The sequence below is a fragment of the Nitrospirillum guaranorum genome, from assembly GCF_034653275.1.
Taxonomy (GTDB): domain Bacteria; phylum Pseudomonadota; class Alphaproteobacteria; order Azospirillales; family Azospirillaceae; genus Nitrospirillum.
Window position 1 is genome coordinate 1,787,625 of record NZ_JAYEES010000003.1, and the last position, 20,803, is coordinate 1,808,427.

The 20,803-nt window shown below is 67.6% G+C and carries 18 protein-coding genes; 13 read left to right on the forward strand and 5 right to left on the reverse strand.

Annotation, left to right across the window (positions count from 1 at the left end; all coding sequences use genetic code 11):
- Positions 1–81: 81 nt before the first annotated feature.
- The 11 genes from UAJ10_RS17160 (at position 82) to UAJ10_RS17210 (ending at position 14,166) form a co-directional block, all read left to right on the forward strand.
- Positions 82–2,310, forward strand: a complete 2,229-nt coding sequence (locus UAJ10_RS17160) for a sensor histidine kinase NtrY-like (RefSeq protein WP_322916432.1) — start codon at positions 82–84, stop codon at positions 2,308–2,310.
- A gap of 17 nt (positions 2,311–2,327) precedes the next feature.
- The gene (gene ntrX / locus UAJ10_RS17165; RefSeq protein WP_322916433.1) at positions 2,328–3,731 is read left to right on the forward strand and encodes a nitrogen assimilation response regulator NtrX; all 1,404 of its coding nucleotides are present in this window, start codon (positions 2,328–2,330) and stop codon (positions 3,729–3,731) included.
- A 65-nt stretch (positions 3,732–3,796) separates the two neighbouring features.
- Entirely contained in the window at positions 3,797–4,681 is an 885-nt protein-coding gene (locus UAJ10_RS17170) for a D-amino-acid transaminase (RefSeq protein ID WP_322916434.1), read from the forward strand.
- Positions 4,678–5,364 (forward strand): HAD family hydrolase, encoded by a 687-nt coding sequence (locus tag UAJ10_RS17175; protein WP_322916435.1) that lies wholly within the window; start codon positions 4,678–4,680, stop codon positions 5,362–5,364. Before UAJ10_RS17170 ends, UAJ10_RS17175 begins: the two co-directional genes overlap by 4 nt.
- A gap of 145 nt (positions 5,365–5,509) precedes the next feature.
- Positions 5,510–5,758 (forward strand): RNA chaperone Hfq, encoded by a 249-nt coding sequence (gene hfq, locus UAJ10_RS17180; protein WP_322916436.1) that lies wholly within the window; start codon positions 5,510–5,512, stop codon positions 5,756–5,758.
- Positions 5,759–5,885: 127 nt separating this feature from the next.
- Complete coding sequence (gene hflX, locus UAJ10_RS17185) at positions 5,886–7,250, forward strand: GTPase HflX (RefSeq protein WP_463667867.1); 1,365 nt, start codon at positions 5,886–5,888, stop codon at positions 7,248–7,250.
- 231 nt (positions 7,251–7,481) lie between these two features.
- Positions 7,482–7,769 (forward strand): co-chaperone GroES, encoded by a 288-nt coding sequence (locus tag UAJ10_RS17190; protein ID WP_145616338.1) that lies wholly within the window; start codon positions 7,482–7,484, stop codon positions 7,767–7,769.
- Positions 7,770–7,903: 134 nt separating this feature from the next.
- Positions 7,904–9,553, forward strand: coding sequence for a chaperonin GroEL (groL, locus tag UAJ10_RS17195; RefSeq protein WP_322916437.1), 1,650 nt, complete (start codon positions 7,904–7,906; stop codon positions 9,551–9,553).
- A 166-nt stretch (positions 9,554–9,719) separates the two neighbouring features.
- Positions 9,720–10,571 carry an inositol monophosphatase family protein gene (locus tag UAJ10_RS17200; protein WP_322916438.1) on the forward strand — a complete coding sequence of 284 codons (852 nt, stop codon included), beginning with the start codon at positions 9,720–9,722 and terminating at the stop codon, positions 10,569–10,571.
- Between the two features lie 111 nt (positions 10,572–10,682).
- Positions 10,683–11,708 (forward strand): hypothetical protein, encoded by a 1,026-nt coding sequence (locus tag UAJ10_RS17205; protein WP_322916439.1) that lies wholly within the window; start codon positions 10,683–10,685, stop codon positions 11,706–11,708.
- Between the two features lie 37 nt (positions 11,709–11,745).
- Complete coding sequence (locus UAJ10_RS17210; RefSeq protein WP_322916440.1) at positions 11,746–14,166, forward strand: S9 family peptidase; 2,421 nt, start codon at positions 11,746–11,748, stop codon at positions 14,164–14,166.
- On the opposite strand, the gene UAJ10_RS17215 is transcribed toward UAJ10_RS17210, so the two are convergent.
- A complete protein-coding gene (locus tag UAJ10_RS17215; protein WP_322916441.1) occupies positions 14,163–14,864 on the reverse strand; it encodes a glycosyltransferase family 32 protein in 702 nt (233 codons plus the stop codon). The two genes, UAJ10_RS17210 and UAJ10_RS17215, sit on opposite strands and share 4 nt — an antisense overlap.
- Positions 14,865–14,867: 3 nt before the next feature.
- On the reverse strand, positions 14,868–15,668 hold the full coding sequence (locus UAJ10_RS17220; RefSeq protein WP_322916442.1) for a glycosyltransferase family 2 protein: 801 nt from the start codon (positions 15,666–15,668) through the stop codon (positions 14,868–14,870).
- A gap of 402 nt (positions 15,669–16,070) precedes the next feature.
- On the opposite strand from UAJ10_RS17220, the gene UAJ10_RS17225 reads away from it, so the two are divergent.
- Positions 16,071–17,096, forward strand: a complete 1,026-nt coding sequence (locus tag UAJ10_RS17225; RefSeq protein WP_322916443.1) for an alpha/beta fold hydrolase — start codon at positions 16,071–16,073, stop codon at positions 17,094–17,096.
- A complete protein-coding gene (locus UAJ10_RS17230; protein WP_322916444.1) occupies positions 17,093–17,545 on the forward strand; it encodes a DUF6265 family protein in 453 nt (150 codons plus the stop codon). Before UAJ10_RS17225 ends, UAJ10_RS17230 begins: the two co-directional genes overlap by 4 nt.
- A 224-nt stretch (positions 17,546–17,769) precedes the next feature.
- Here UAJ10_RS17230 and UAJ10_RS17235 read toward each other — a convergent pair whose 3' ends face one another.
- From UAJ10_RS17235 to UAJ10_RS17245, 3 genes are all read right to left on the reverse strand, one after another.
- Positions 17,770–18,546 carry an SDR family NAD(P)-dependent oxidoreductase gene (locus UAJ10_RS17235; RefSeq protein ID WP_322916445.1) on the reverse strand — a complete coding sequence of 259 codons (777 nt, stop codon included), beginning with the start codon at positions 18,544–18,546 and terminating at the stop codon, positions 17,770–17,772.
- A 12-nt stretch (positions 18,547–18,558) separates the two neighbouring features.
- Positions 18,559–19,395 (reverse strand): nucleoside triphosphate pyrophosphohydrolase, encoded by an 837-nt coding sequence (mazG, locus tag UAJ10_RS17240; protein ID WP_322916446.1) that lies wholly within the window; start codon positions 19,393–19,395, stop codon positions 18,559–18,561.
- A 94-nt stretch (positions 19,396–19,489) separates the two neighbouring features.
- A complete protein-coding gene (locus UAJ10_RS17245) occupies positions 19,490–20,329 on the reverse strand; it encodes an isopenicillin N synthase family dioxygenase (RefSeq protein ID WP_322916447.1) in 840 nt (279 codons plus the stop codon).
- Positions 20,330–20,803: the final 474 nt, after the last annotated feature.

Consider the following 20,803-nt stretch of genomic DNA (forward strand, 5'->3'; position numbering starts at 1 on the left):
CCCCAGGGCCCCAAGAGCGACAGCTGGTGGCGGCGCCTGTCCGTCTGGTCGGCCCGCCTGGGCCTGGGCAACAAGCTGGCGGTGGCCCTGGCCTTCGCCGCCGTGCTGTCGGGCTTCGCCACCTACGCCGCGCTGACGCAGCAGCCGCCCTTCGGCAACAGTCCCAACACGGTCAGCCTGCTGCTGACGCTGGACGGCGCGCTGCTGCTGATGCTGCTGGCCCTCATGGCCCGGCGCATCGTCGGCCTGTGGATCGAGCGGCGCCGGGGCCTGGCCGGGTCGCGGCTGCATGTGCGGCTGGTGGCGGTGTTCAGCCTGCTGGCCGTGCTGCCCGCCATCGTCATGGCCGCCTTCTCCGCCTTCTTCTTTTACCTGGGCCTGCAGTCCTGGTTCAGCGACCGGGTGCGCACGGCGGTGAATGAAAGCCTGGTGGTGGCCCAGGCCTATCTGGACGAACACCAGATCGCCATCCGCAACGACGCCTCGTGGGTCGCGAACGACCTGCTGGCCGCGCGCCAGGGGCCGCTGGTCACCCTGGACCCGCTGTTCATCTACGCCTTCCTGCGCAACGAGTCCTTCCAGCGCTCCTTTACCGAGGCGGTGATCTTCGACGGGCAGGGGCGGCAGTACGGCAGTTACACCCTGGGCTCCGTCTTCCAGCCCGACGTCATGCCCAAGGAACGGCTGGAGCGGGCGCGCAAGGGCGAGGTGGACTTCGAGTTCAATGAGAAGGAGAAGCGCGTCACCGCCCTGATCCGCCTGGATCCGGACTTCGACATCTTCCTGCTGCTGGGCCGCCCGGTGGAAGCCAAGGTGATGGAACACCTGAACGCCGCCCAGACGGCGGTGCGCGAATACACCGAGCTGGAGGGCCAGCGCTTCGGCTTGCAGACCAAGATGACGCTGATCTTCATCATCGTCTCGTTGCTGCTGCTGCTGGTGGCCATCTGGGCCGGCCTGAACTTCGCCAACACCCTCATCACGCCCATCAGCGCGCTGATCATCGCGGCGGAGCGCATCCGCACTGGCGACCTGACGGCGCGTGTGCCGGAGACCCTGCCGGGACCGGAGGATGAGCTGACCTCGCTCAGCCGCGCCTTCAACCGCATGACCAGCCAGCTGTCCTCGCAGCGCAGCGACCTGGTGGAGGCCAACCGCCAGCTGGATCTGCGCCGCCGGTTCACCGAGGCGGTGCTGGCGGGCGTGTCCGCCGGCGTCATCGGCCTGGACGAGCAGGGCTTCATCAACCTGCCCAACCAGTCGGCGGCCCAACTGCTGGACATCCCGGACGTGCACGAGATGATGGGGCGCGACATCCTGGCCGTGGTGCCGGAGCTGGAGGAGCTGATGTCCGCCATCCGCCGGCGCCCGTCGCGCCTGGTGGAGGGGCAGGTGCAGATCCGCCGGGGCAACACCCAGCGTACCCTGCTGGTGCGGGTGGCGGCGGACACCAGCGGCAACGGCATTCGCGGCTTCGTCATCACCTTCGACGACGTGTCGGAACTCCTGTCGGCGCAGCGCAAGGCCGCCTGGGCCGATGTCGCCCGCCGCATCGCGCATGAGATCAAGAACCCGCTGACCCCCATCCAGCTGTCGGCCGAGCGCCTGCGGCGCAAGTACCTGAAGGAAATCCAGAGCGATCCGGAGACCTTCAAAGCCATGACCGACACCATCGTCCGCCATGTGGACGACATCGGCCGCATGGTGGACGAGTTCTCCGCCTTCGCCCGCATGCCCACGCCGGTGATGAAGCCGCAGAACATCCAGGAGCTGTGCCGCCAGGCCGTGTTCCTGCAAGCGACCGCCCAGTCCGGCATCAAGTTCGACAGCATCCTGCCGCCCGAGCGGGTGGAGGTGGAGTGCGATGGCCGCCAAATCTCGCAGGCCCTGACCAACCTGCTGAAGAACGCGGTGGAGGCCATCGAGGGACGGATGGAGGAGGATGCGGCCGGTGGCCACGACTCCCCGCCGGGCCATATCTCCCTGAAGGTGGAGACCATGGACGACCACATCGTCCTGACCATCGCCGACAACGGCAGGGGCCTGCCCAGCGAGGGCCGGGACCGGCTGACGGAACCCTATGTCACCACCCGGGCCAAGGGCACCGGCCTGGGCCTGGCCATCGTGAAGAAGATTTTGGAAGACCATGGCGGCACCCTGGGGCTGGATGACAACCCCGGCGGCGGCGCCCGCGTCACCCTGATCCTACCGCTTGTGCAAGCGGCCGCCCCGCAGGACGCGGAAACGGCCGCCACCCCGGTCCTGGCCCCGGTCCTGGTGGCCGGGACCAGTGCCCCCAAAGGCGTTTGACCCAAAGGCGTTGACCCATGGCGCATGATATTCTGATCGTCGATGACGAGGCCGACATCCGGATGCTGATCGCCGGCATCCTGGAAGACGAAGGCATGAAGACCCGCGAGGCGGCGGACGCCGACCAGGCGCTCGCCGCCGTCGCCGCCCGCCGGCCCAGCCTGATCATCCTGGACATCTGGCTGCAGGGCAGCCGCCTGGACGGCCTGCAGATCCTGGACGAGATGAAGCGCGACCACCCCGACGTGCCGGTGGTCATGATCAGCGGCCACGGCACCATCGAGACGGCGGTGGCCGCCCTGAAGAAGGGTGCCTACGACTTCATCGAGAAGCCGTTCAAGTCCGACCGCCTGCTGCTGCTGGTGGAGCGCGCCATCGAGGCGGCGCGCCTGCGTCGCGAGAACCGCGAGCTGCGCCTGCGCGCCGGCGGCGAGGTGGAGCTGATCGGCCGGTCGCTGATGATCAACCAGTTGCGCCAGTCGCTGGACAAGGTGGCGCCCACCGGCAGCCGCGTCCTGGTCAGCGGCCCGCCGGGCAGCGGCAAGGAGATCGTGGCCCGCATCATCCATGAACACTCCCGGCGCGCCGACGGCCCCTTCGTGGCGCTGAACTGCGCCACCATGCGGCCCGACCGGCTGGAGGTGGAGCTGTTCGGGACGGAGCATCCCATCGACGGGGCGGGCCGCAAGGTAGGCACCTTCGAGCAGGCGCACGGCGGCACCCTGTTCCTGGACGAGGTGGCGGACATGCCGCTGGAGACCCAGGGCAAGATCGTGCGCGTGTTGCAAGAGCAGACCTTCGAGCGCGTGGGCGGCAGCACCCGGGTGGAGGTGGACGTCCGCGTCATCGCCAGCACCAACCGCGACCTGGCGGCGGAGATCGAGGCCGGGCAGTTCCGCCAGGATCTGTACTACCGCCTGGCGGTGGTGCCGCTGAAGGTGCCGTCGCTGCGGGAACGGCGGGAGGACATCCCCTTGCTGGCGCGCTATTTCCTGCAGCGCTCCGCCACCGCGTCGGGACTGCCGCAGCGTGTCCTGGGCGAGGACGCCATGGCGGCCCTGCAGGCCTATGAATGGCCGGGCAACGTGCGCCAGCTGCGCAACGTCATGGACTGGCTGCTGATCATGGTGCCGGGCGACCCCGATGAGCCCATCCGCGCCGACATGCTGCCGCCGGAGATCGGCTCCATCACCCCGACGGTGCTGCGTTGGGAAAAGGGCGGGGAGATCATGTCCCTGCCGCTGCGCGATGCCCGCGAGGTGTTCGAGCGCGAGTATCTGCTGGCCCAGGTCACCCGCTTCGGCGGCAACATCTCCCGCACCGCGTCCTTCGTGGGCATGGAGCGTTCGGCCCTGCACCGCAAGCTGAAGTCGCTGGGCGTGCATGGCAACGATCGCGGCGATGGTAAGGGTGAGGAATAAGAGGCAAGATATTGTTATAGAAACAATATTTATCGCTTCTTAAGATTTAAGGTGAGGTTCAGCCCATGCCGCGGACAGCCTATGTCAACGGTCGCTACGTCGCCCACGGCGGCGCCCATGTCCATATCGAGGACCGGGGCTTCCAGTTCGCCGACGGTGTCTATGAGGTGGTGTCGGTGGTCGACGGCGTCTTCGCCGACGAAGATGGCCATCTGGCCCGCCTGTCCCGCTCGCTGAACGAGCTGGACCTGCCCTGGCCCATGCACCCCATGAGCCTGCGTTTCGTGATGCGGGAGGTGGCGCGCCGTAACCGGGTGCGCAATGGCCTGGTTTATGTCCAGATCACCCGGGGCGAGGCGCCGCGCGACTTCCGCTTCCCGGCGGATCCGGTGCCCACGCTGGTGGTCACCTGCCGCTCCACCAAGTTCAGCGCGCCGCAGCAGCTGGAAAAGGGCGTGTCGGTCATCACCATCCCCGACATCCGCTGGGCCCGGCGCGACATCAAGTCGGTGGCGCTGCTGCCCCAGGTGCTGGGCAAGCAGCGGGCGGCCGAGGCCGGCGCCTTCGAGGCGTGGCAGGTCGACCCGGACGGCACGGTGACCGAGGGCTGCTCCAGCAACGCCTGGATCGTCACCCAGGAAGGGGTGCTGGTCACCCGTGCGGCCAGCACCCGCATCCTGAACGGCATCACCCGCCTGTCACTGCTGGCCGAGGCCGAGGCGGCGGGTATCCCGTTCGAGGAGAGGGCGTTCACGGTGGAAGAGGCGTACGCTGCGCGCGAGGCCCTGATCTCCAGCGCCAGCACCTTCTGCGTGCCGGTCACCCGCATCGACGGCAAGCCAGTGGGTGACGGGGTGCCCGGCCCCTTGGGCCGCCGCCTGCGCCAGGCCTATCTGGCGCATGTGGGTGTGGCCGACCCTGTGATTGCCCCGATGGTGACCAAGCTGTGACCGTGACCGCGCGCGATATCTTGTCCGTTCCCGCCTTGGCCCTGCCCAAGGCCGTGCTGTTCGATTGGGACAACACCCTGATCACCAACTGGCGCTGCGTCCATGCCGCCACCAACGCGGCGCTGGAAGCCTTCGGCATGCCCGCCTGGACGCTGGAGGAAAGCTACACCCGCGTGCGCCAGAGCCTGCGCGACGCCTTTCCCGCGCTGTTCGGGGACGGTTGGGAACGGGCGCGGGACATCTTCTACGCCCATTTCGAGACCCACCACCTGGACTACCTCGACCCGCTGGCGGGGGCGGGCCAGTTGCTGGAGGCGCTGTCCGCGCGCGGCGTCTATGTCGGCGTGGTCAGCAACAAGACCGGCCGCTTCCTGCGCACCGAGGCCCAGGCCCTGGGCTGGGACCGCTGGTGCGGTGCCCTGGTGGGAGCCGGCGACGCCGAGGCCGACAAGCCGCATCCGGCGCCCGTGCATCTGGCGCTGCGGCCGGCGGGCTTGGCCCCGGGGCCGGACGTTTGGTTCGTGGGCGACGCCGACGTCGACATGGAATGCGCCCATCGCACAGGCTGCGTACCCCTGATGGTGGGGGCCACCCCGCATGGGGAGGGGGCGCTGAGCGTCTACCCGCCGCATCACCGCTTTGCCGGCTGTGACGAACTTTGCACCTTGGTGGATGGGCTCTAGCACCCCATATCACTTCCTGTGCTAGGATGGCGGACGCCCCGGGGTGTGCCTGGGGCCGCCGGCACTTTCACGCACGGCTCCATAACCGCCGAAAAGGCAATCCCGGGCGCTCCATAGAGGGCCCCAATAAAGAGCGAGGCATGCAATGTCCGAAAAGTCGCAAAACGTTCAGGACGTGTTTCTGAACCACGTGCGGAAGAACAAGACCCCTGTGACGGTCTTCCTCGTCAACGGCGTGAAGCTGCAAGGCATCATCACCTGGTTCGACAATTTCTCGGTGCTGCTGCGCCGCGACGCCCATTCGCAGCTGGTCTACAAGCATGCGATCTCGACCGTGATGCCGGCCCACCCCATCCAGTTGTTCGAATTGGCCAAGGAAGGCGACCACGATTGATACGCGTAAACAGTCGGCCCCATCCCTTGATGGGACGGTTCGGCCGGTTGACGGGAAGGACGGCGGCGCTGTGACGGATCGTCCGGCGGATGAGCCCGCCCCCCTTTCTCCCCTGAACGTAGAGGGGTTGCCGGAGGCGGCGCCGGCGGAGAAATCCGCCCGGCGCGCCCTGGTGATCCATCCCATCCTGCGCGAAGAACTCGACGACAAACGTCCGCCGGAGTCGCGGTTGGAAGAGGCCGTTGGCCTCACCGCCGCAATTGAGTTGGACGTGGTGGCGGCGGAGTGCGTGCGCGTCACGCGGCCCAAACCCGCCACCCTGCTGGGCGGCGGCTACCTGGAAGAGGCGGCCAAGCGCGTCGCCGAGCTGGGCATCGGCCTGGTCGTCGTCGACCATGCGTTGTCGCCCGTTCAGCAGCGCAACCTGGAACGCGACCTCAAGACCAAGGTCATCGACCGTACCGGCCTGATCCTGGAGATTTTCGGGGCGCGTGCGCGCACCCGCGAAGGCCAGCTGCAGGTGGAACTGGCGGCGCTGACCTACCAGCGTTCGCGCCTGGTACGGTCCTGGACCCACCTGGAACGCCAGCGCGGCGGCTTCGGCTTCCTGGGCGGTCCTGGCGAAAGCCAGCTGGAAATGGACCGTCGCCTTATCGGCGACCGCATCATCAAGCTGAAGGCGGAGTTGGAGGAGGTGCGGCGCACCCGCGGCCTGCACCGCAAGGCGCGCGAGCGCGTGCCTTATCCGGTGGTGGCGCTGGTCGGCTACACCAACGCCGGCAAGTCCACGCTGTTCAACCGCATGGCGCGGGCCGACGTGTTCGCCAAGGACCTGCTGTTCGCCACGCTGGACCCGACCATGCGGTCCATCGTCCTGCCGTCGGGTCGCAAGATCATCCTGTCGGACACGGTGGGCTTCATCTCCGACCTGCCACACCATCTGGTGGAGGCGTTCCGCGCCACCCTGGAGGAGGTGCTGGCCGCCGACATCATCCTGCATGTGCGCGACGCCGCCCACCCGGACAGCGAGGCGCAGAAGCGGGACGTGGAAACGGTGCTGGCCGAGCTGGGTATCGAGGCGGAGACCGATCCCCGGGTGGTCGAGGTCCTGAACAAGATCGACAAGCTGCCGCCCCTGGACCGTGAGACCCTGGTGCGCCAGAGCCGCCGGCCGGATGGCCTGGTGGCCGTGTCGGCCCTGACCGGCGACGGGTTGGAAAGCCTGTTCAACGTCCTGGACCGCCGCATGGTGGCGGGCCGCGACGTGGTCAAGGTCAGCGTGCCGGTCAGCGACGGCGCCGCCATGGCCTGGCTCTATGCCAAGGGCGAAGTGACGGAGCGCGAGGACGACGACGACAACGCCCACCTGACGGTGGCGCTGGAGCCGGCGGACGTGGCCCGCTTCCGTGATCGTTTCCCGGCCTGTTCCGTGACCGAGACCCCGCCGCTTGCCGAACGGGTTGCCCCGGACAGGCAGGCCCAGGCGTCCTGACCCCCGCCATTCGTACCGCGCCCGCGCATCCGCGCTTCCGGCCGCCTTGGCGGTTGGGCCATAGCCGGCTGCGTTAAGTCAGAACGACAGCCGGCTATGGCTGAGTCTGTCTGCGAGCAAATTCACGTGCCAAGGCGGTTCCGCCTTCGCACGATCTGCTCTAAGGTGCCGGCCACCCGACGCCGGTCCGCTTCAAGAGAAGGGGCCGGCGCCCATTTCTGGAGGTTCCAAATGAGTTTCAGGCCCCTGCACGACCGTGTGGTGATCCGGCCCATCGAGCAGGATCAGAAGACCGCCGGCGGCATCATCATCCCCGATACCGTCAAGGAAAAGCCCCAGCAGGGTGAAGTCCTGGCCGTGGGCAGCGGCGCCCGCAACGAGAAGGGCGAGATCGTCGCCCTGAGCGTGAAGGCCGGCGACAAGGTGCTGTACGGCAAGTGGTCCGGCACCGAGGCCAAGATCGACGGCAAGGACGTGCTGATCATGCGCGAGTCCGACCTGCTCGGCGTCCTGGAATAAGAAACAGCGCCCAACAATCTTCCCTAGGCCCCGACCGGGGCCGCCGGAGCGAGTACCGTAGGGCGCAGCGAGGATAGCCAAGGCCACGGATGTGGCCGCCCGGCGCCTGAGGGAAACGAAAAAGGAATTCAAAAATGGCTGCCAAGGACGTGAAGTTCAACACGGATGCCCGTGACCGTATGCTGCGCGGCGTGGACATCCTGGCCGACGCCGTGAAGGTGACCCTGGGCCCCAAAGGCCGCAACGTGGTCCTGGACAAGAGCTATGGCGCCCCGCGCATCACCAAGGACGGCGTCAGCGTCGCCAAGGAGATCGAGCTGGCCGACAAGTTCGAGAACATGGGCGCCCAGATGGTGCGCGAAGTGGCCTCGAAGACCAACGACGTCGCCGGTGACGGCACCACCACCGCCACCGTGCTGGCCCAGGCCATCGTGCGCGAGGGCGTGAAGGCCGTGGCCGCCGGCATGAACCCGATGGACGTGAAGCGCGGCATCGACCTGGCGGTGACCGCCATCGTCGACGACCTTAAGGGCCAGTCGCGCAAGGTTTCGACCTCCGACGAGATCGCCCAGGTCGGCACCATCTCCGCCAACGGCGAGGCCGAGATTGGCGAGATGATCGCTCGCGCCATGGAAAAGGTGGGCAACGAGGGCGTCATCACGGTGGAAGAGGCCAAGAGCTTCGACACCGAGCTGGAAGTCGTCGAGGGCATGCAGTTCGACCGCGGCTACCTGTCGCCGTACTTCGTGACCAACGCCGACAAGATGACGGCCGAGCTGGAAAGCCCGTACATCCTGCTGCACGAGAAGAAGCTGGGCAGCCTGCAGCCCCTGCTGCCGGTGCTGGAAGCGGTGGTGCAGAGCACCCGTCCGCTGCTGATCGTGTCGGAAGACGTGGAAGGCGAGGCGCTGGCCACGCTGGTGGTGAACAAGCTGCGCGGCGGCCTGAAGATCGCCGCCGTGAAGGCCCCGGGCTTCGGCGACCGCCGCAAGGCGATGCTGGAGGACATGGCCATCCTGACCGGCGGCCAGGTCATCTCCGAAGACCTGGGCATCAAGCTTGAGAACGTGTCGCTGGATATGCTGGGCACCGCCAAGAAGGTGGTGATCACGAAGGACGCGACCACCATCGTGGACGGCGTGGGCGCCAAGGCCGACATCGAGGCCCGCATCGGCCAGATCAAGGCGCAGATCGAGGAGACCACCTCGGACTACGACCGTGAGAAGCTGCAGGAGCGTCTGGCGAAGCTGGCGGGCGGCGTTGCCGTCATCCGCGTCGGCGGCGCCACCGAGGTCGAGGTGAAGGAGCGCAAGGATCGCGTTGACGACGCCATGCACGCCACCCGCGCCGCGGTGGAAGAGGGCGTGGTGGCCGGCGGCGGCACCGCCCTGCTGCGCGCCACCCGGTCGCTGGCCAACGTGAAGCCGGTGAACGACGACCAGCGCGTGGGCGTGGACATCATCCGCAAGGCCCTTCAGTCGCCCGTGCGGCAGATCGCCTTCAACGCCGGCACCGACGGTTCCATCGTCGTCGGCAAGCTGCTGGACAACAACGACGCCGGCTTCGGCTACAACGCCCAGACCGGCGAGTTCGGCGACATGTTCAAGTTCGGCGTCATCGACCCGACGAAGGTGGTCCGCACCGCCCTGCAGCATGCCGCGTCCGTTTCCGGCCTGCTGATCACCACCGAGGCGATGGTCGCCGAAAAGCCCGAGCCCAAGCCGGCCCTGCCGGAAGGCGGCGGGATGGGTGGCATGGGCGGTATGGGTGGCATGGGCTTCTAAGCCCTTGCGCCATCCTTAAGCCCGGCTTTCCGGCCGCGTTTTGAAGAGGGATCGCCCGCTGGTTTCGGCCATGGGCGGTCCCTTTTTCTTTTTGGGGCTTTATGGTTCGCCCTATCGATTCTATTCCTAGGGGGCACGACCGCCGCCGCCAACCATAGATGTCCCCATGACCGCGCCCCTGCCTGCGACCGACGTTCCCGCCATCGACTTGGCCGCTGTCGACGCCATCATCCGTTCCGTGGCCGAAACGGAAATCCTGCCCCGCTTCCAGCACCTGGACGGCGGCGACATCCGGGAGAAGGGGCCGGGCGACCTTGTGACCGTGGCGGACGAGGCCTCGGAACGGGCGCTGACCGCCCGGCTGACGGCGCTTTTGCCCGGCAGCACCGTGGTGGGGGAAGAGGCCGTCTCGGCCGATCCCGGCGTGCTGGATCGGTTGCTGGGTGCCGATCCCGTCTGGATCGTCGATCCCATCGACGGTACCGCCAACTTCGTGGCCGGCAAGCCGCGCTTCGGCGTCATCGTCGCCCTGGCCGCCCATGGCCGCACCGTCGCCGGTTGGATTCACGACCCCGTGGGACGGCGCACCGTGCGCGGCCGGCTGGGGCAGGGCGCCTGGCTGGTGGGCGCCGCCGCCGCCGAGGCCGGCACCCGCTGCGTCGCCCTGCCGCCGGTGGCGGTGGAGCAGATGCGCGGCATCGCCAACATCCGCTTCTTCGACAGTGATATGCGTCGCCAGTTGACCCAGCGGCGGGAACGCGTGGCCGAGGCTTACACCCAACGCTGTTCCGCCCACGACTATCTGGACCTGCTGACGGGCCAGGCGCACTTCAGCCTTAACAACATGATCAAGCCCTGGGACCACGCGGCGGGCGCGTTCCTGTATGCCGAGGCCGGCGGCCACGCCGCCAAGCTGGACGCCAGCCCTTACCGCCCGACGGATCGTACCGGCGGCCTGCTGATGGCCCCGGACGCCGCCAGCTGGCAGGCGCTGTATTCGGTGCTGTTCGACGCGTGATCGGTGGGCCGGACGTCCCGGCCCGAGCCACGATCATCCGTGACGCTCCCGCCTCAGCACCTCAACCATGATATCCTGGGCCTGATATACCGACTGGAAGGCCCTGCGATCATGACGACACGCGCCCTCTTTCCGACGGTCGCCCCGTTTGTGAGGCTGGCGCCCCTTCCAATCATCGCGGCGGCCTCCCTGGCCATTCGCACGCCGTGGGCGGTCGCGCACGCCGGTCTGGCGGCCCTGCTGTTCCTGTGGATCACGGCGGACGGCTTGGCCACCGGCCTGATCGTGGCGGAGCGGATGCGTTTGGGCCGGCCGCCGGCGGCGCGGGTGGTGCTGGCCGCCATCGCCCTCGGCCTGGTCGGTGGTGTGCTTGGCCTGACGCCGCCCTTGCGTTCAGCCCTGGCGGACATGCCCTGGGTTGTCGCTGTGGTGGCCACCTTGGTTGGCGGGCATCTCCTCTATGGGGCGGCCGGTGCCTGGGATGTCCTGCGCCGCCCCGGTGTGGCGAAGCTGGAGGCTGCCGCCGCGTGCTTTGTTCCGCCGCCGCTCGCCCAGCTTGTGGCTAAGGAATTGGCGTTGCTGCATCTGGCCCTGTTTCGCTGGCGCGCGCCGCCGGACGTACCGCCAGGCTGCCAGGCCTATGGCTACCACCGCGACCTGACGCCCCTAATGGGGGGCCTGCTGGCGGCCCAGGTCATGGAAATCGTGGTGATGGATGTGGCGCTGGGCATTCATCACCGCACGGCGGCGCTGGTCCTGTTCGCCGTGGGGGATGTCGGATTCATCTACCTGCTGGGTCTCACCAAGTCCTTCCGCCTGCATCCGGTGCTCCTGACGCCGCAAGGCGTCCGGATACGCTTCGGCCTGCTGGCCGACCGGCTGGTCCCCTATGAGGCTATCGCGCATGTCGGTGCCGCCGACGGTCTGGAACGGCGCGGCCCGGAGAACCTCTGCCGGCTGGTGGCGCCCAATGTGGCGCTGACCCTGGTGGTGCCGGAGACGCGCCACCGCGTCCTGCGGCCCGCCCTGGCCGTGACCAGGCTGGCCTTCTCCGTCGACGAGCCCCGGGAATTCATTGGCGCTGTCAGGGACAGATTGGCTGCCGCTCAGAAATCCCTTGAATGGGATATTGTATAAATTCTTAAATGGCGTCTCCAATCATGGGGAGCCGTTCATGCGCCGTCGTTCGTTCATCGCCGCCCTGCCTGCCGCCGCCGCCGGGGCCCATGCCTTGGGCGCCCGCGCGGCGGTGGAGACTGTCGGGGTGGCCGCGCCGTTTCCCGCAGGGGCTGGGCCGGCGCCCGCCGCCGGGCCGGTGCCGACCGAGGCGGATTATGAGCGCGCGCTGTCCCTGCGCGACCGTTGGATGGGCCTGACGGAGAATGTGGCCTGGCCCGCCCGCTGGGTGGGCAAGAGCGGACGCCTGCTGTACCGCAAGACCGTGCCGGGCGGCTTTCAGTTCACCACGGTCGATGCCGCCACCCTGCGGAAGGAGCCCGCCTTCGACCATGATCGGCTGGCGGCGGAGTTCAGCAAGGTCGCCGGGCAAAGCTTCACCGGCCTGCATCTGCCGTTCGAGCGCGCGCGCTTCGGCGAGGACGGGCAGACCCTGACCTTCGAGTGGGAGGAGGCGGAATGGTCCTGCCGGCTGTCGGACTATGCCTGCAAGCGGGAGCCGGAGGAGGGCGGCCGCCGGCCCCGGGGCTTCGGCGTGGTGCGCGACCTGGCCCGGCCGGGCGACACCGGCCCCAAGACCTCCCCCGACGGACGGTGGGAGACGCTGATCCTGAACCAGAACCTGGCGCTGCGCGAGGTCGCCACCGGCACGGTGACGCCGCTTAGCACCGACGGCAGCGAGGGTGACTTCTACGATGGCGAGACCATCGCCTGGTCACCGGACTCGCGCAAGCTGGCGATTTACCGCGTGCGCCCCGGATTCCGGCGGGATGTGCACAAGGTGGAGTCCTCGCCCAAGGACCAGATCGAGCCGAAGCTGCACACCCAGCTCTACCCCAAGCCGGGCGACGCCGTGGACCAGGAGCAGCCGGTGCTGTTCCATATGCCCCGCGCCGGCGCGCCCGGCCGGAAGCTGGACATCGACGCGGCCCTGTTCCCCAACCCCTACCTGATGACGGATTTCGAGTGGCGGGCCGACAGCGCCACCGTGGTGTTCGAGTACACCCGCCGGGGCCACCAGATGGTGCGGGTGATCGAGATCGACGCCGCCACCGGCCTGTCCCGCGCCGTGGTGACGGAGACGGCGGCCACCTTCGTGAACAACGAACGCCGCTTCCGCCATGACGTGAAGAAGGGCGGTGCCGAGGTCATCTGGCTGTCGGAGCGGGATGGGTGGGCCCATCTCTATCTCATCGACGGACGGACGGGGAAGGTGAAGACCCAGATCACCAAGGGGGACTGGGTGGTGCGCCATGTGGCCAAGGTGGATGACGACCGCCGGCAGATCTATTTCGCCGCCGGCGGCATGCGCCCGGGCGAGGATCCCTACCTCCAGCACTTCTACCGCGTGGATTTCGACGGGCGGAACCTGGTGCCGCTGACCACCGCCGACGCCTATCACGACGTCAGCCTGTCCGACGACCTGGCCTATTACGTCGACACGTATTCCCGCGTTGACATGGCGCCGGTCATTGAATTGCGCCGCACCACCGACCGTGCCCTGGTGGCGGAGATCGAGCGGGGCGACATCAGCCGCCTGCTGGCCGCCGGCTTCCGCCCGCCGGAGGTGTTCAAGGCCAAGGGCCGCGACGGCAAGACGGACATCTGGGGCGTCATCGTCCGCCCCCTGGGCTTCGACCCCGGCCGCCGCTATCCGGTCATCGAGAACATCTACGCCGGGCCGCACGACAGCTTCGTGCCCAAGACCTTCTGGCCCTTCGGCTTCCATTCCGGCGGCGACAAGGTCATCGGCATGCAGGCCCAGGCGGAGATGGGCTTCATCGTCGCCCAGATCGACGGCATGGGCACCATGAACCGGTCCAAGGCCTTCCACGACGTGTGCTGGAAAAACCTGAGGGACTCAGGATTCCCGGACCGCATCCAGTGGTGGCGGGCCGCGGCCGCGCAGTATCCGCAGTTGGACATCACCCGCGTGGGCATCTACGGCGGGTCCGCCGGCGGGCAAAGCTCGCTGGCCGCGCTGCTGTTCTTCGGGGACTTCTACAAGGCCGCGTTCTGCTATGCCGGCTGCCACGACAACCGCATGGACAAGATCAGCTGGAACGAGCAGTGGATGGGCTGGCCGGTTGATGAGAGCTACGCCCAATCCTCCAACGTCGACAACGCCCACCGGCTGACGGGCCAGGTGGCCCTGGTGGTGGGCGAACTGGACGACAATGTCGACCCGTCGTCCACGATGCAGGTGGTGAACGCCCTCATCAAGGCGGACAAGACCTTCGATTTACTGGTGGTGCCGGGCGAGGGGCATTCCGCCGGCCGCTCCACCGGGCCCATCCGCTACGCCTTGCGCAAGCAGTACGGCTTTTTCCTCAAGGCGCTGGGCGGCGCCGACGCGCCCGACTGGAACGCCCGCGCCAGCACGGCGGCGGCCATGCCGACAGCTGGTGGTAACGGCTAGCGGTAACGGATGAAGCTGGGCTGGAGGGGGGCTTGCAGGATCCGCTCCCGGAACTCGTAGACCAAGGGGTGGAAGATGTCGCCCAGCAGCTCCGTCCATTTCAGCGGATAGGGTGAGGGCGTGCCGTCCGGCAGCAGGATGCCCTGGCGGTCCAGCGGGTGGATGGCCGGGTGGCGCCGCAGCTCCGGCAGTTTTTGGTCTAAGAGCGCCTCCGTTCGCGCCAGCCAGGCGGCGGTCAGGGGCGTGCCCTTGCGGAAGATGAAGGCGCAGAGGCCGATGAGGTCGGCATAGGAACGGCGCAGCTCATCGCCCAACGGTCCATCGATGGGGGCGACGCCGTTGGCCAGTTCCTGATAGCCAAGGGCCAGCTTGTCGGACTGGGCCAGTTGCTCGAAGAAGGGGCCCCACGCCTTCGACGTGGTCTTGATGTCGGTGTAGCCGCCGCCGTAGTGGTGCATGAGATAGCAGCGCAGATAGTCCGCCTTGTGCGTGGCGCTGAGGTAGGGCCAGGCGGGGTGCAGCGGGTGCGCCGGCTTCACCCACTCGCCCAGGGTGTCGCGGTTGAGGAAGGCGACGGCGCAGCCGGTGGTGCGGAAGATGGTCCACAGCGCCCGCAGGCGGTCGTCCGACATCTCCTCATGCCCCGTCCACAGGCAGAACAGGGTGCGGTACTCCAGGGCGTCCAGATCGTGCGGCACGGGTCACACCATCTCGGGCGTGACGGGGATGTTGAAACTGTTCAGCAAGGCGGCGCGCCGCTGTCCCAGGTCGGCGTCGGGGGCCTTGTGGCGGCGGTAGACGTACAGGTAGTCGAACACGGCGTTGTAGTCGTGGGACTGCTGGCTGACGCCGCGCCGCTCCGACTCCGCGCCGCTGTCCTTGAAGATGCGGGCGCCGATGACCGGCACGTGCTGGGCCTTCTGCCGGGCATAGACCGCCAGCATGAACTCCCAGTCCTCATACGCCCGCATGTGCACGTCGAACTTCAGCCCGGCCAGCAGGGCGCGCGGGAAGGCGAAGCAGCAGACGGGAATCTGGTTCTTCAGGTAGATCTCATCGGTCAGGCGGCCGGCCATATCGACGCCCCCCTCCGACAGGATGGCGGCGTCCGCCCCCCGGCGCTCATTCACGATGGCGCAGTTGAAATAGACGGGCAGGCCCTGGCGCACCGCCGGCTGGTCCTTCAAGGCCGCCAGGAAGCCCTCGTACCAGGCGTCGTCGTCATCCAGGAAGATGATGTAACTGCCTTTGGCCAGGTTCAGGCCCATGTTGCGGCTGGCCGACGGGCCGGGCGGACCGTTGCGGCGCACGTACATGTCGGCGGGGGTCAACAACTCGGCGCAGACGGCATCGGTGTCGCCATCGGTGGCGTCGGACACCACCAGGATCTCCACCCCGCCCACGCCCTCGCGCTGGGCATTGATGGACGCCAGCGTCCGGCGCAGCAGGACCGCCCGTTTATGGGTGGGCACGATGACGGAAAAAAACGGCAACTCGGCCATCAGGCCCCCCAAAAACGCGAAAGGAACACCCTGAATGAAAACGGCCCGCCTAGGACCCTGCCCCAGTCTCTCAGACTGGCGGTGGGATGCCAAGGCGGGCCTGATCGCTTATCGGTTCAGGCCGTGAACTCATAAATCCGCTGGCCGTTCGCGGTCTGTCGTGAGTCAAGGCTTCCCAAACGGTGAGCCTCGAGGAATCTGGTGGAATGGTTCCTCAACCAGATCAAAACAGTTGCGTGGCATCGCAACCCTCTACGATAAACGACCCGAAAACTTCCTGGCTGCCGTTAAGCACACTGCGGCCAGAATTCGGTGCCAGTGTCTGCGAGTCCAGGCCCGCGCTTTACATGCGGCGTCTGGGCAGCTCTCGCTTTGATGCCCTGCAACGCTTCGGGAGGAAGCATGAAAGCTGTTGTTGGCGCCGCCATAGGACTGTGTCTTGCTGGCCTTACGGTCAATGCGCGCGCACAAGTCATCAAGGACGTACCGGTGGTTGAGGCGATGGCCGACTACGTCGCGCCCGAGGGCCTGGTTCCTGTCGACGGCGCGCGGCGTGTCCATCTCCGGTGCCTGGGACAGGGCTCACCCACCGTGGTGTTCACGGCGGGCCTGGGCGGGTGGTCGGCCACCTGGGCCAAGGTGCAGCCCGAGGTCGCGAAGGTGACGCGCGCCTGCGCCTGGGATCGCGCGGGCTTCGGGCTCAGCGACGCCGACGCCAAGGCACCGCAGACCGTCGGCCAGACCACCGACGATCTCGAGCGCGCCTTGGAGGTCGCGGGCGTGAAGGGGCCGTTTGTGCTGGTTGGCCATTCCGCCGGAGCGCACGAGGTCCTGACCTTCGCCGATCGTCATCCGCGCGATGTCGTCGGGATCGTCCTGGTCGATCCGGTGCGGCCTCACGATCTCGCGCGTGAAGCCGCCGTCGGGCCCAAGGCCGCCGCCGCGGATCGGACCTATCTCGCCGGCGAGGCTCAGCGACTGCGCGATTGCGCGAGCGGCGTGGAGGGCGGACGCGTCAAGACCGGCGCGCCGGCGCCGCCGTGCTTCGTCTATTTCCCGGAAATTCCGGAAAAGGCGCAATCGGTTCTGGCTCGTCTCGATGCCGATCCCGCACGACTGCGCACCCAAGCTTCTGCTTTCGAGGAGTATGAGCCCAATGGAGAACGCGTCGTGAAGAATGACAGGACCTATGGCGATCTGCCCCTGATCGTGGTCAGCGCGGGAAAGCCAGATCTGTGGGCCCCCGAGGCCAAGGAGGAATATCCGGCGCTGCGGGCGGACTGGACTGACAGCCACAAGGCGCTGGCTGGGCTTTCCCGGCATGGGGAGCGGCGCGTGGCCGACGGTTCGGGACATCTGGTCCAGCTGAACAGGCCCCAGGCTGTCATCGACGCGGTTCTCGACGTTGTTCGCGCGGTGTCGAAGTGAGAGCGCCCTGCATCGCCGCGGTCGCCGTGTTGCTAGCTTCGCCCGCGCTTGCGCAGGACACGGATCCGCTGGCCTGGTTCAATGGCCGCTGGTGCACGGAGGCGGGTAAGCCGGAGCAGACCTGTGAAGTCTGGGGACCTGCGCTTGGCGGGGTCAAGGTCGGGACCTCGCAGACCGTTCATGATGGCAAAAGCCGCACGATCGAACTTGTCACGATCGCGGTGGACGGGCCCAAAGCCCAGGTGAACGTGTTCGTGAATGGCCGCGCGCCGATCCCATTTACCGAGACCGCCCGCGAACCCCTGGGCATGACGTTCGAAAACCCCGCCAACAGCTACCCTCAGCGCATCCACTATTGGCGCGTCGGCGACGTCATCCATGTCAAGATCATGAAGATCGATGGCAGCGCGCTCGATCAATGGAGCTACCGCCTTCAGCAAGACCGTTAGGCCGCCGCCCCGTCAAGCTCCAGCTGGCCGTTGGGCAGGTTGCCGGCTGCACCAAGGCCGCCACCGACGGCCCCCAGCACTGGAACCAGCGGTATGAGATTTTCTCACACCGCTGTAGGACGCGACCGCGTCCGCCGGACCTTTCCGCGGAACGTGGTGGAACGGAAGAAACCAATCCCACGGATGCGGGCGCCCGGCGACTGAGGGAGATTTCCTGAAACTCCCTACTTCTTGAACCGGTGAACAGCCAGGCCGGCCGGGGCCTGGACCGTCGGCATGATTTCCACGCGGTTGACGTTGAAGTGCGGGGGCAGGGTAGCGGCCCAGGTGACCGACTCCGCCACGTCCTCCGCCGTCAGCGGCGTGGTGTCGGCGTAGACCTTGGCGGCCTTCTCGGCGTCGCCCTTGAAGCGCACCAGGCTGAAGCTGGTCTCCACCATGCCCGGCTCCACCGAGGTGACGCGCACGCCGGTGCCCAGCAGGTCCGCCCGCAGGCTGAGGCTGAACTGGGTGACGAAGGCCTTGGAGGCGCAATAGACATGGCCGCCGGGGTAGGGGTAGCTGCCGGCGGTGGAGCTGAGGTTGATGATGTGGCCGCGTCCCCGCTCCACCATGCCGGGCAGGATCAGGCCGGTCATGATCGCCAACGCCTTGTCGTTGGTGTCGACCATGATTTCCCAGTCGTCCAGGTTGGCTTTCTGTGCTGGTTCCATGCCCAGGGCCAGGCCGGCGTTGTTGATCAGCAGGTCGATCTCGGCGAAGTCGGCCGGGATGCTGGCCACCGCCGCCTCCATGGCCTTGCGGTCGCGCACATCGAAGGCCAGGGTGTGGGTGGGCACGTCCAGGCTGACTGCCAGGGCCTTCAGCTTCTCCGTATTGCGGCCGGTCAGGATGAGGCGGCTGCCCAAGGCCGCGAAGCGGCGGGCGAAGGCGGTGCCGAAGTCACCGGTGGCGCCCGAGATCAGGACGATGGCGGGGATGTGGGGCGGGGCGTAACTCATAAGATTGCCTCCTTATTTGCTTTGGCGTTCCAGGCCCTTGGCCTGCTGCCACAGGGCTTCCATCTCTTCCAAGGTCGCATCGCCGGGGCCGCGCCCGCCCTCCGCCAGCCAGGCCTCGATCTGGCGGAAGCGCCGCTCGAACTTGGCGTTGGTGCCGCGCAGGGCGGTTTCGGGATCCACGTCGATGTGGCGCGCCAGGTTGGCCAGCGCGAACACCAGGTCGCCCAGCTCATCCTGCATGCGGGCTTTCTCGGGCACCGCGTGCTCCATCTCCGCCCGCAGCTCGCCGATCTCCTCCTCGATCTTGTCCAGGATCTCCTTGGCCTGGGTCCAATCGAAGCCGACGCGGGCGGCGCGCTTTTGCAGCTTCACCGCCCGGGTCAGGGCCGGCAGGCCGCTGATGACGCCGTCAAGGGCGGAGGCCTTGGCGCCGCTGGCGGCGGCCTTGGCCGCGCGCTCCCCCGCCTTCTGGGCTTCCCAATTCTTCACCTGGTCGGTGGCGTCGGCCACGGCGCCGACCTGCTCACCGAACACATGCGGGTGGCGGCGCACCATCTTGTCGCTCAGCGCCGTGGTGATGTCGTTGAAGTTCCACAGGCCCCGCTCGCTCGCCATCTGGGCGTAGAACACCACCTGGAACAGCAGGTCGCCCAGCTCCTCCTTCAACGCCGCCATGTCGCCCTGCTCGATGGCGTCGGCCACCTCATACGCCTCCTCGATGGTGTGCGGAGCGATGGTGGGGAAGTCCTGTTCCAAATCCCAGGGGCAGCCGCCGTCGGGGTCCCGCAGCTTGGCCATGATGGCCAGCAGGCGGTCGATGGGGGCGGTCGCGGACGGGCGGTCGGTCATGGGCTGGTCCCGGAAAGGCGAAAGGGGAGCCGGATGGCCCCCCTTCCTACACCGAACCATGCGCCCGAGGCCACCGGCCCGGCGGCATGCGACATCACTTCTTCAGGCCGATCTCACGCAGCCGCTGGTCCAGATACTCCCCCGCCGTGTAGGCGTCGCTGAGGCGCACGTCGGGCCGGGGATGCAGGAACATGGGCATGGAATAGCGGGAGACGTTGTGCTCCGGCGGCGGGTTCACCACGCGGTGGGTGGTCGCCGGGAAGTAGCCGCCCGACGCCTCCTTCAGCATGTCGCCACCGTTGACGGCGATCATGCCGGCGTCGCAGGGCACGTCGTGCCAGTTGCCGGCCGTGTCCTTGGCCTGCAGGCCGGGCTCGCTGCCCGTCACCAGCAAGGTGATGAGGTTGATGTCCTCGTGCGCCGCGGCACGCACGGCGCCCGGTTCGAAGCCGTCGGCCAGGGGCGGGTAGTGCAGCACGCGGAACAGGCTCTGCGTGCTGCCTATCATCATGTCCGGCAGGGCCACGGAGAACTTCGCCTTCACCCCGTCCGGCGTGTGCTGCTGCAGCCAGCCCAGCAGGTCGGCGCCCAGCTGGGTCAAGGCCGCGTACATGGCCTCGGTCGCTTCCTTCACGCCCGACGGCAGGGGCCGGTTGGGATAGACGTGATAGAATTCCTTCAGGTCCTTGATGGGGCTGTCCTTGGCGTTTTCCGACCGGAAGGGGAAATAGCCGTCCTGCGTCTCGGGCGAGAACAGGTGGTCCATCTTGGAGTCCGACGCGAAGAAGGCCGCCCATTCCTTGTACAGGCGGTCGATCAGCGCCGGATCAATGGGGTGGTTGCGCAGCACGGCGAAGCCGGTCTCGTGCATGGAACGCACAAACTCGGCCGGGGCCGTGGACTCGGTGCAATCAACACTGGCGATATCGAACATGGGTGTTCCCTGAAGGCGCCCGTCCTCCCCGCCTTTGCGGAAAAGGGGATGGCATGCGGACGCCGTTACATCCGCCCCCGGGCCGCGGGCCAGGGACTGTTTTAAGGATCAAGGCCGGCCGCGGGCAGCCATGTCGAATTTCGGCGACTATCAGCAGGCGGGCGGCCCGCCGTCAACCACGCAGATGTTGGAGAGTGTTTCCGTTTTTTGCAGGGGTATGGTGAAGTTCAACCTCCCTATCCGGAGGTGCCCCATGCGTCTGTTCCCGGCCGCCGCGCTGATGCTGGCCTCCACCGCCGCCCTGGCGGGCCAGGGCGTGTCCGCCTCCAACCCGCCCGCCTCCAATCCCCCCACCTTGGCGCCGGCCCTGGCGCCGCTGGGCTTCTTGCTGGGGGATTGGAGCGGTGGGGGCAAAACGGCGGACGGCGGCACGGCGCGCGGCACCTCCACCATCCAGGCCGTGGCCGGCGGTGG

Excerpts from the sequence above, each read along its gene's own strand:
- ntrX (WP_322916433.1), top strand. The coding sequence starts at position 2,328 with ATGGCGCATGATATTCTGATCGTCGATGACGAGGCCGACATCCGGATG.
- UAJ10_RS17210 (WP_322916440.1), top strand. The coding sequence starts at position 11,746 with ATGCGCCGTCGTTCGTTCATCGCCGCCCTGCCTGCCGCCGCCGCCGGG.
- hfq (WP_322916436.1), top strand. The coding sequence starts at position 5,510 with ATGTCCGAAAAGTCGCAAAACGTTCAGGACGTGTTTCTGAACCACGTG.
- UAJ10_RS17170 (WP_322916434.1), top strand. The coding sequence starts at position 3,797 with ATGCCGCGGACAGCCTATGTCAACGGTCGCTACGTCGCCCACGGCGGC.
- groL (WP_322916437.1), top strand. The coding sequence starts at position 7,904 with ATGGCTGCCAAGGACGTGAAGTTCAACACGGATGCCCGTGACCGTATG.
- UAJ10_RS17225 (WP_322916443.1), top strand. The coding sequence starts at position 16,071 with ATGAAAGCTGTTGTTGGCGCCGCCATAGGACTGTGTCTTGCTGGCCTT.
- UAJ10_RS17200 (WP_322916438.1), top strand. The coding sequence starts at position 9,720 with ATGACCGCGCCCCTGCCTGCGACCGACGTTCCCGCCATCGACTTGGCC.
- UAJ10_RS17245 (WP_322916447.1), bottom strand. The coding sequence starts at position 20,329 with ATGTTCGATATCGCCAGTGTTGATTGCACCGAGTCCACGGCCCCGGCC.
- UAJ10_RS17190 (WP_145616338.1), top strand. The coding sequence starts at position 7,482 with ATGAGTTTCAGGCCCCTGCACGACCGTGTGGTGATCCGGCCCATCGAG.
- UAJ10_RS17205 (WP_322916439.1), top strand. The coding sequence starts at position 10,683 with ATGACGACACGCGCCCTCTTTCCGACGGTCGCCCCGTTTGTGAGGCTG.
- UAJ10_RS17235 (WP_322916445.1), bottom strand. The coding sequence starts at position 18,546 with ATGAGTTACGCCCCGCCCCACATCCCCGCCATCGTCCTGATCTCGGGC.
- UAJ10_RS17220 (WP_322916442.1), bottom strand. The coding sequence starts at position 15,668 with ATGGCCGAGTTGCCGTTTTTTTCCGTCATCGTGCCCACCCATAAACGG.
- mazG (WP_322916446.1), bottom strand. The coding sequence starts at position 19,395 with ATGACCGACCGCCCGTCCGCGACCGCCCCCATCGACCGCCTGCTGGCC.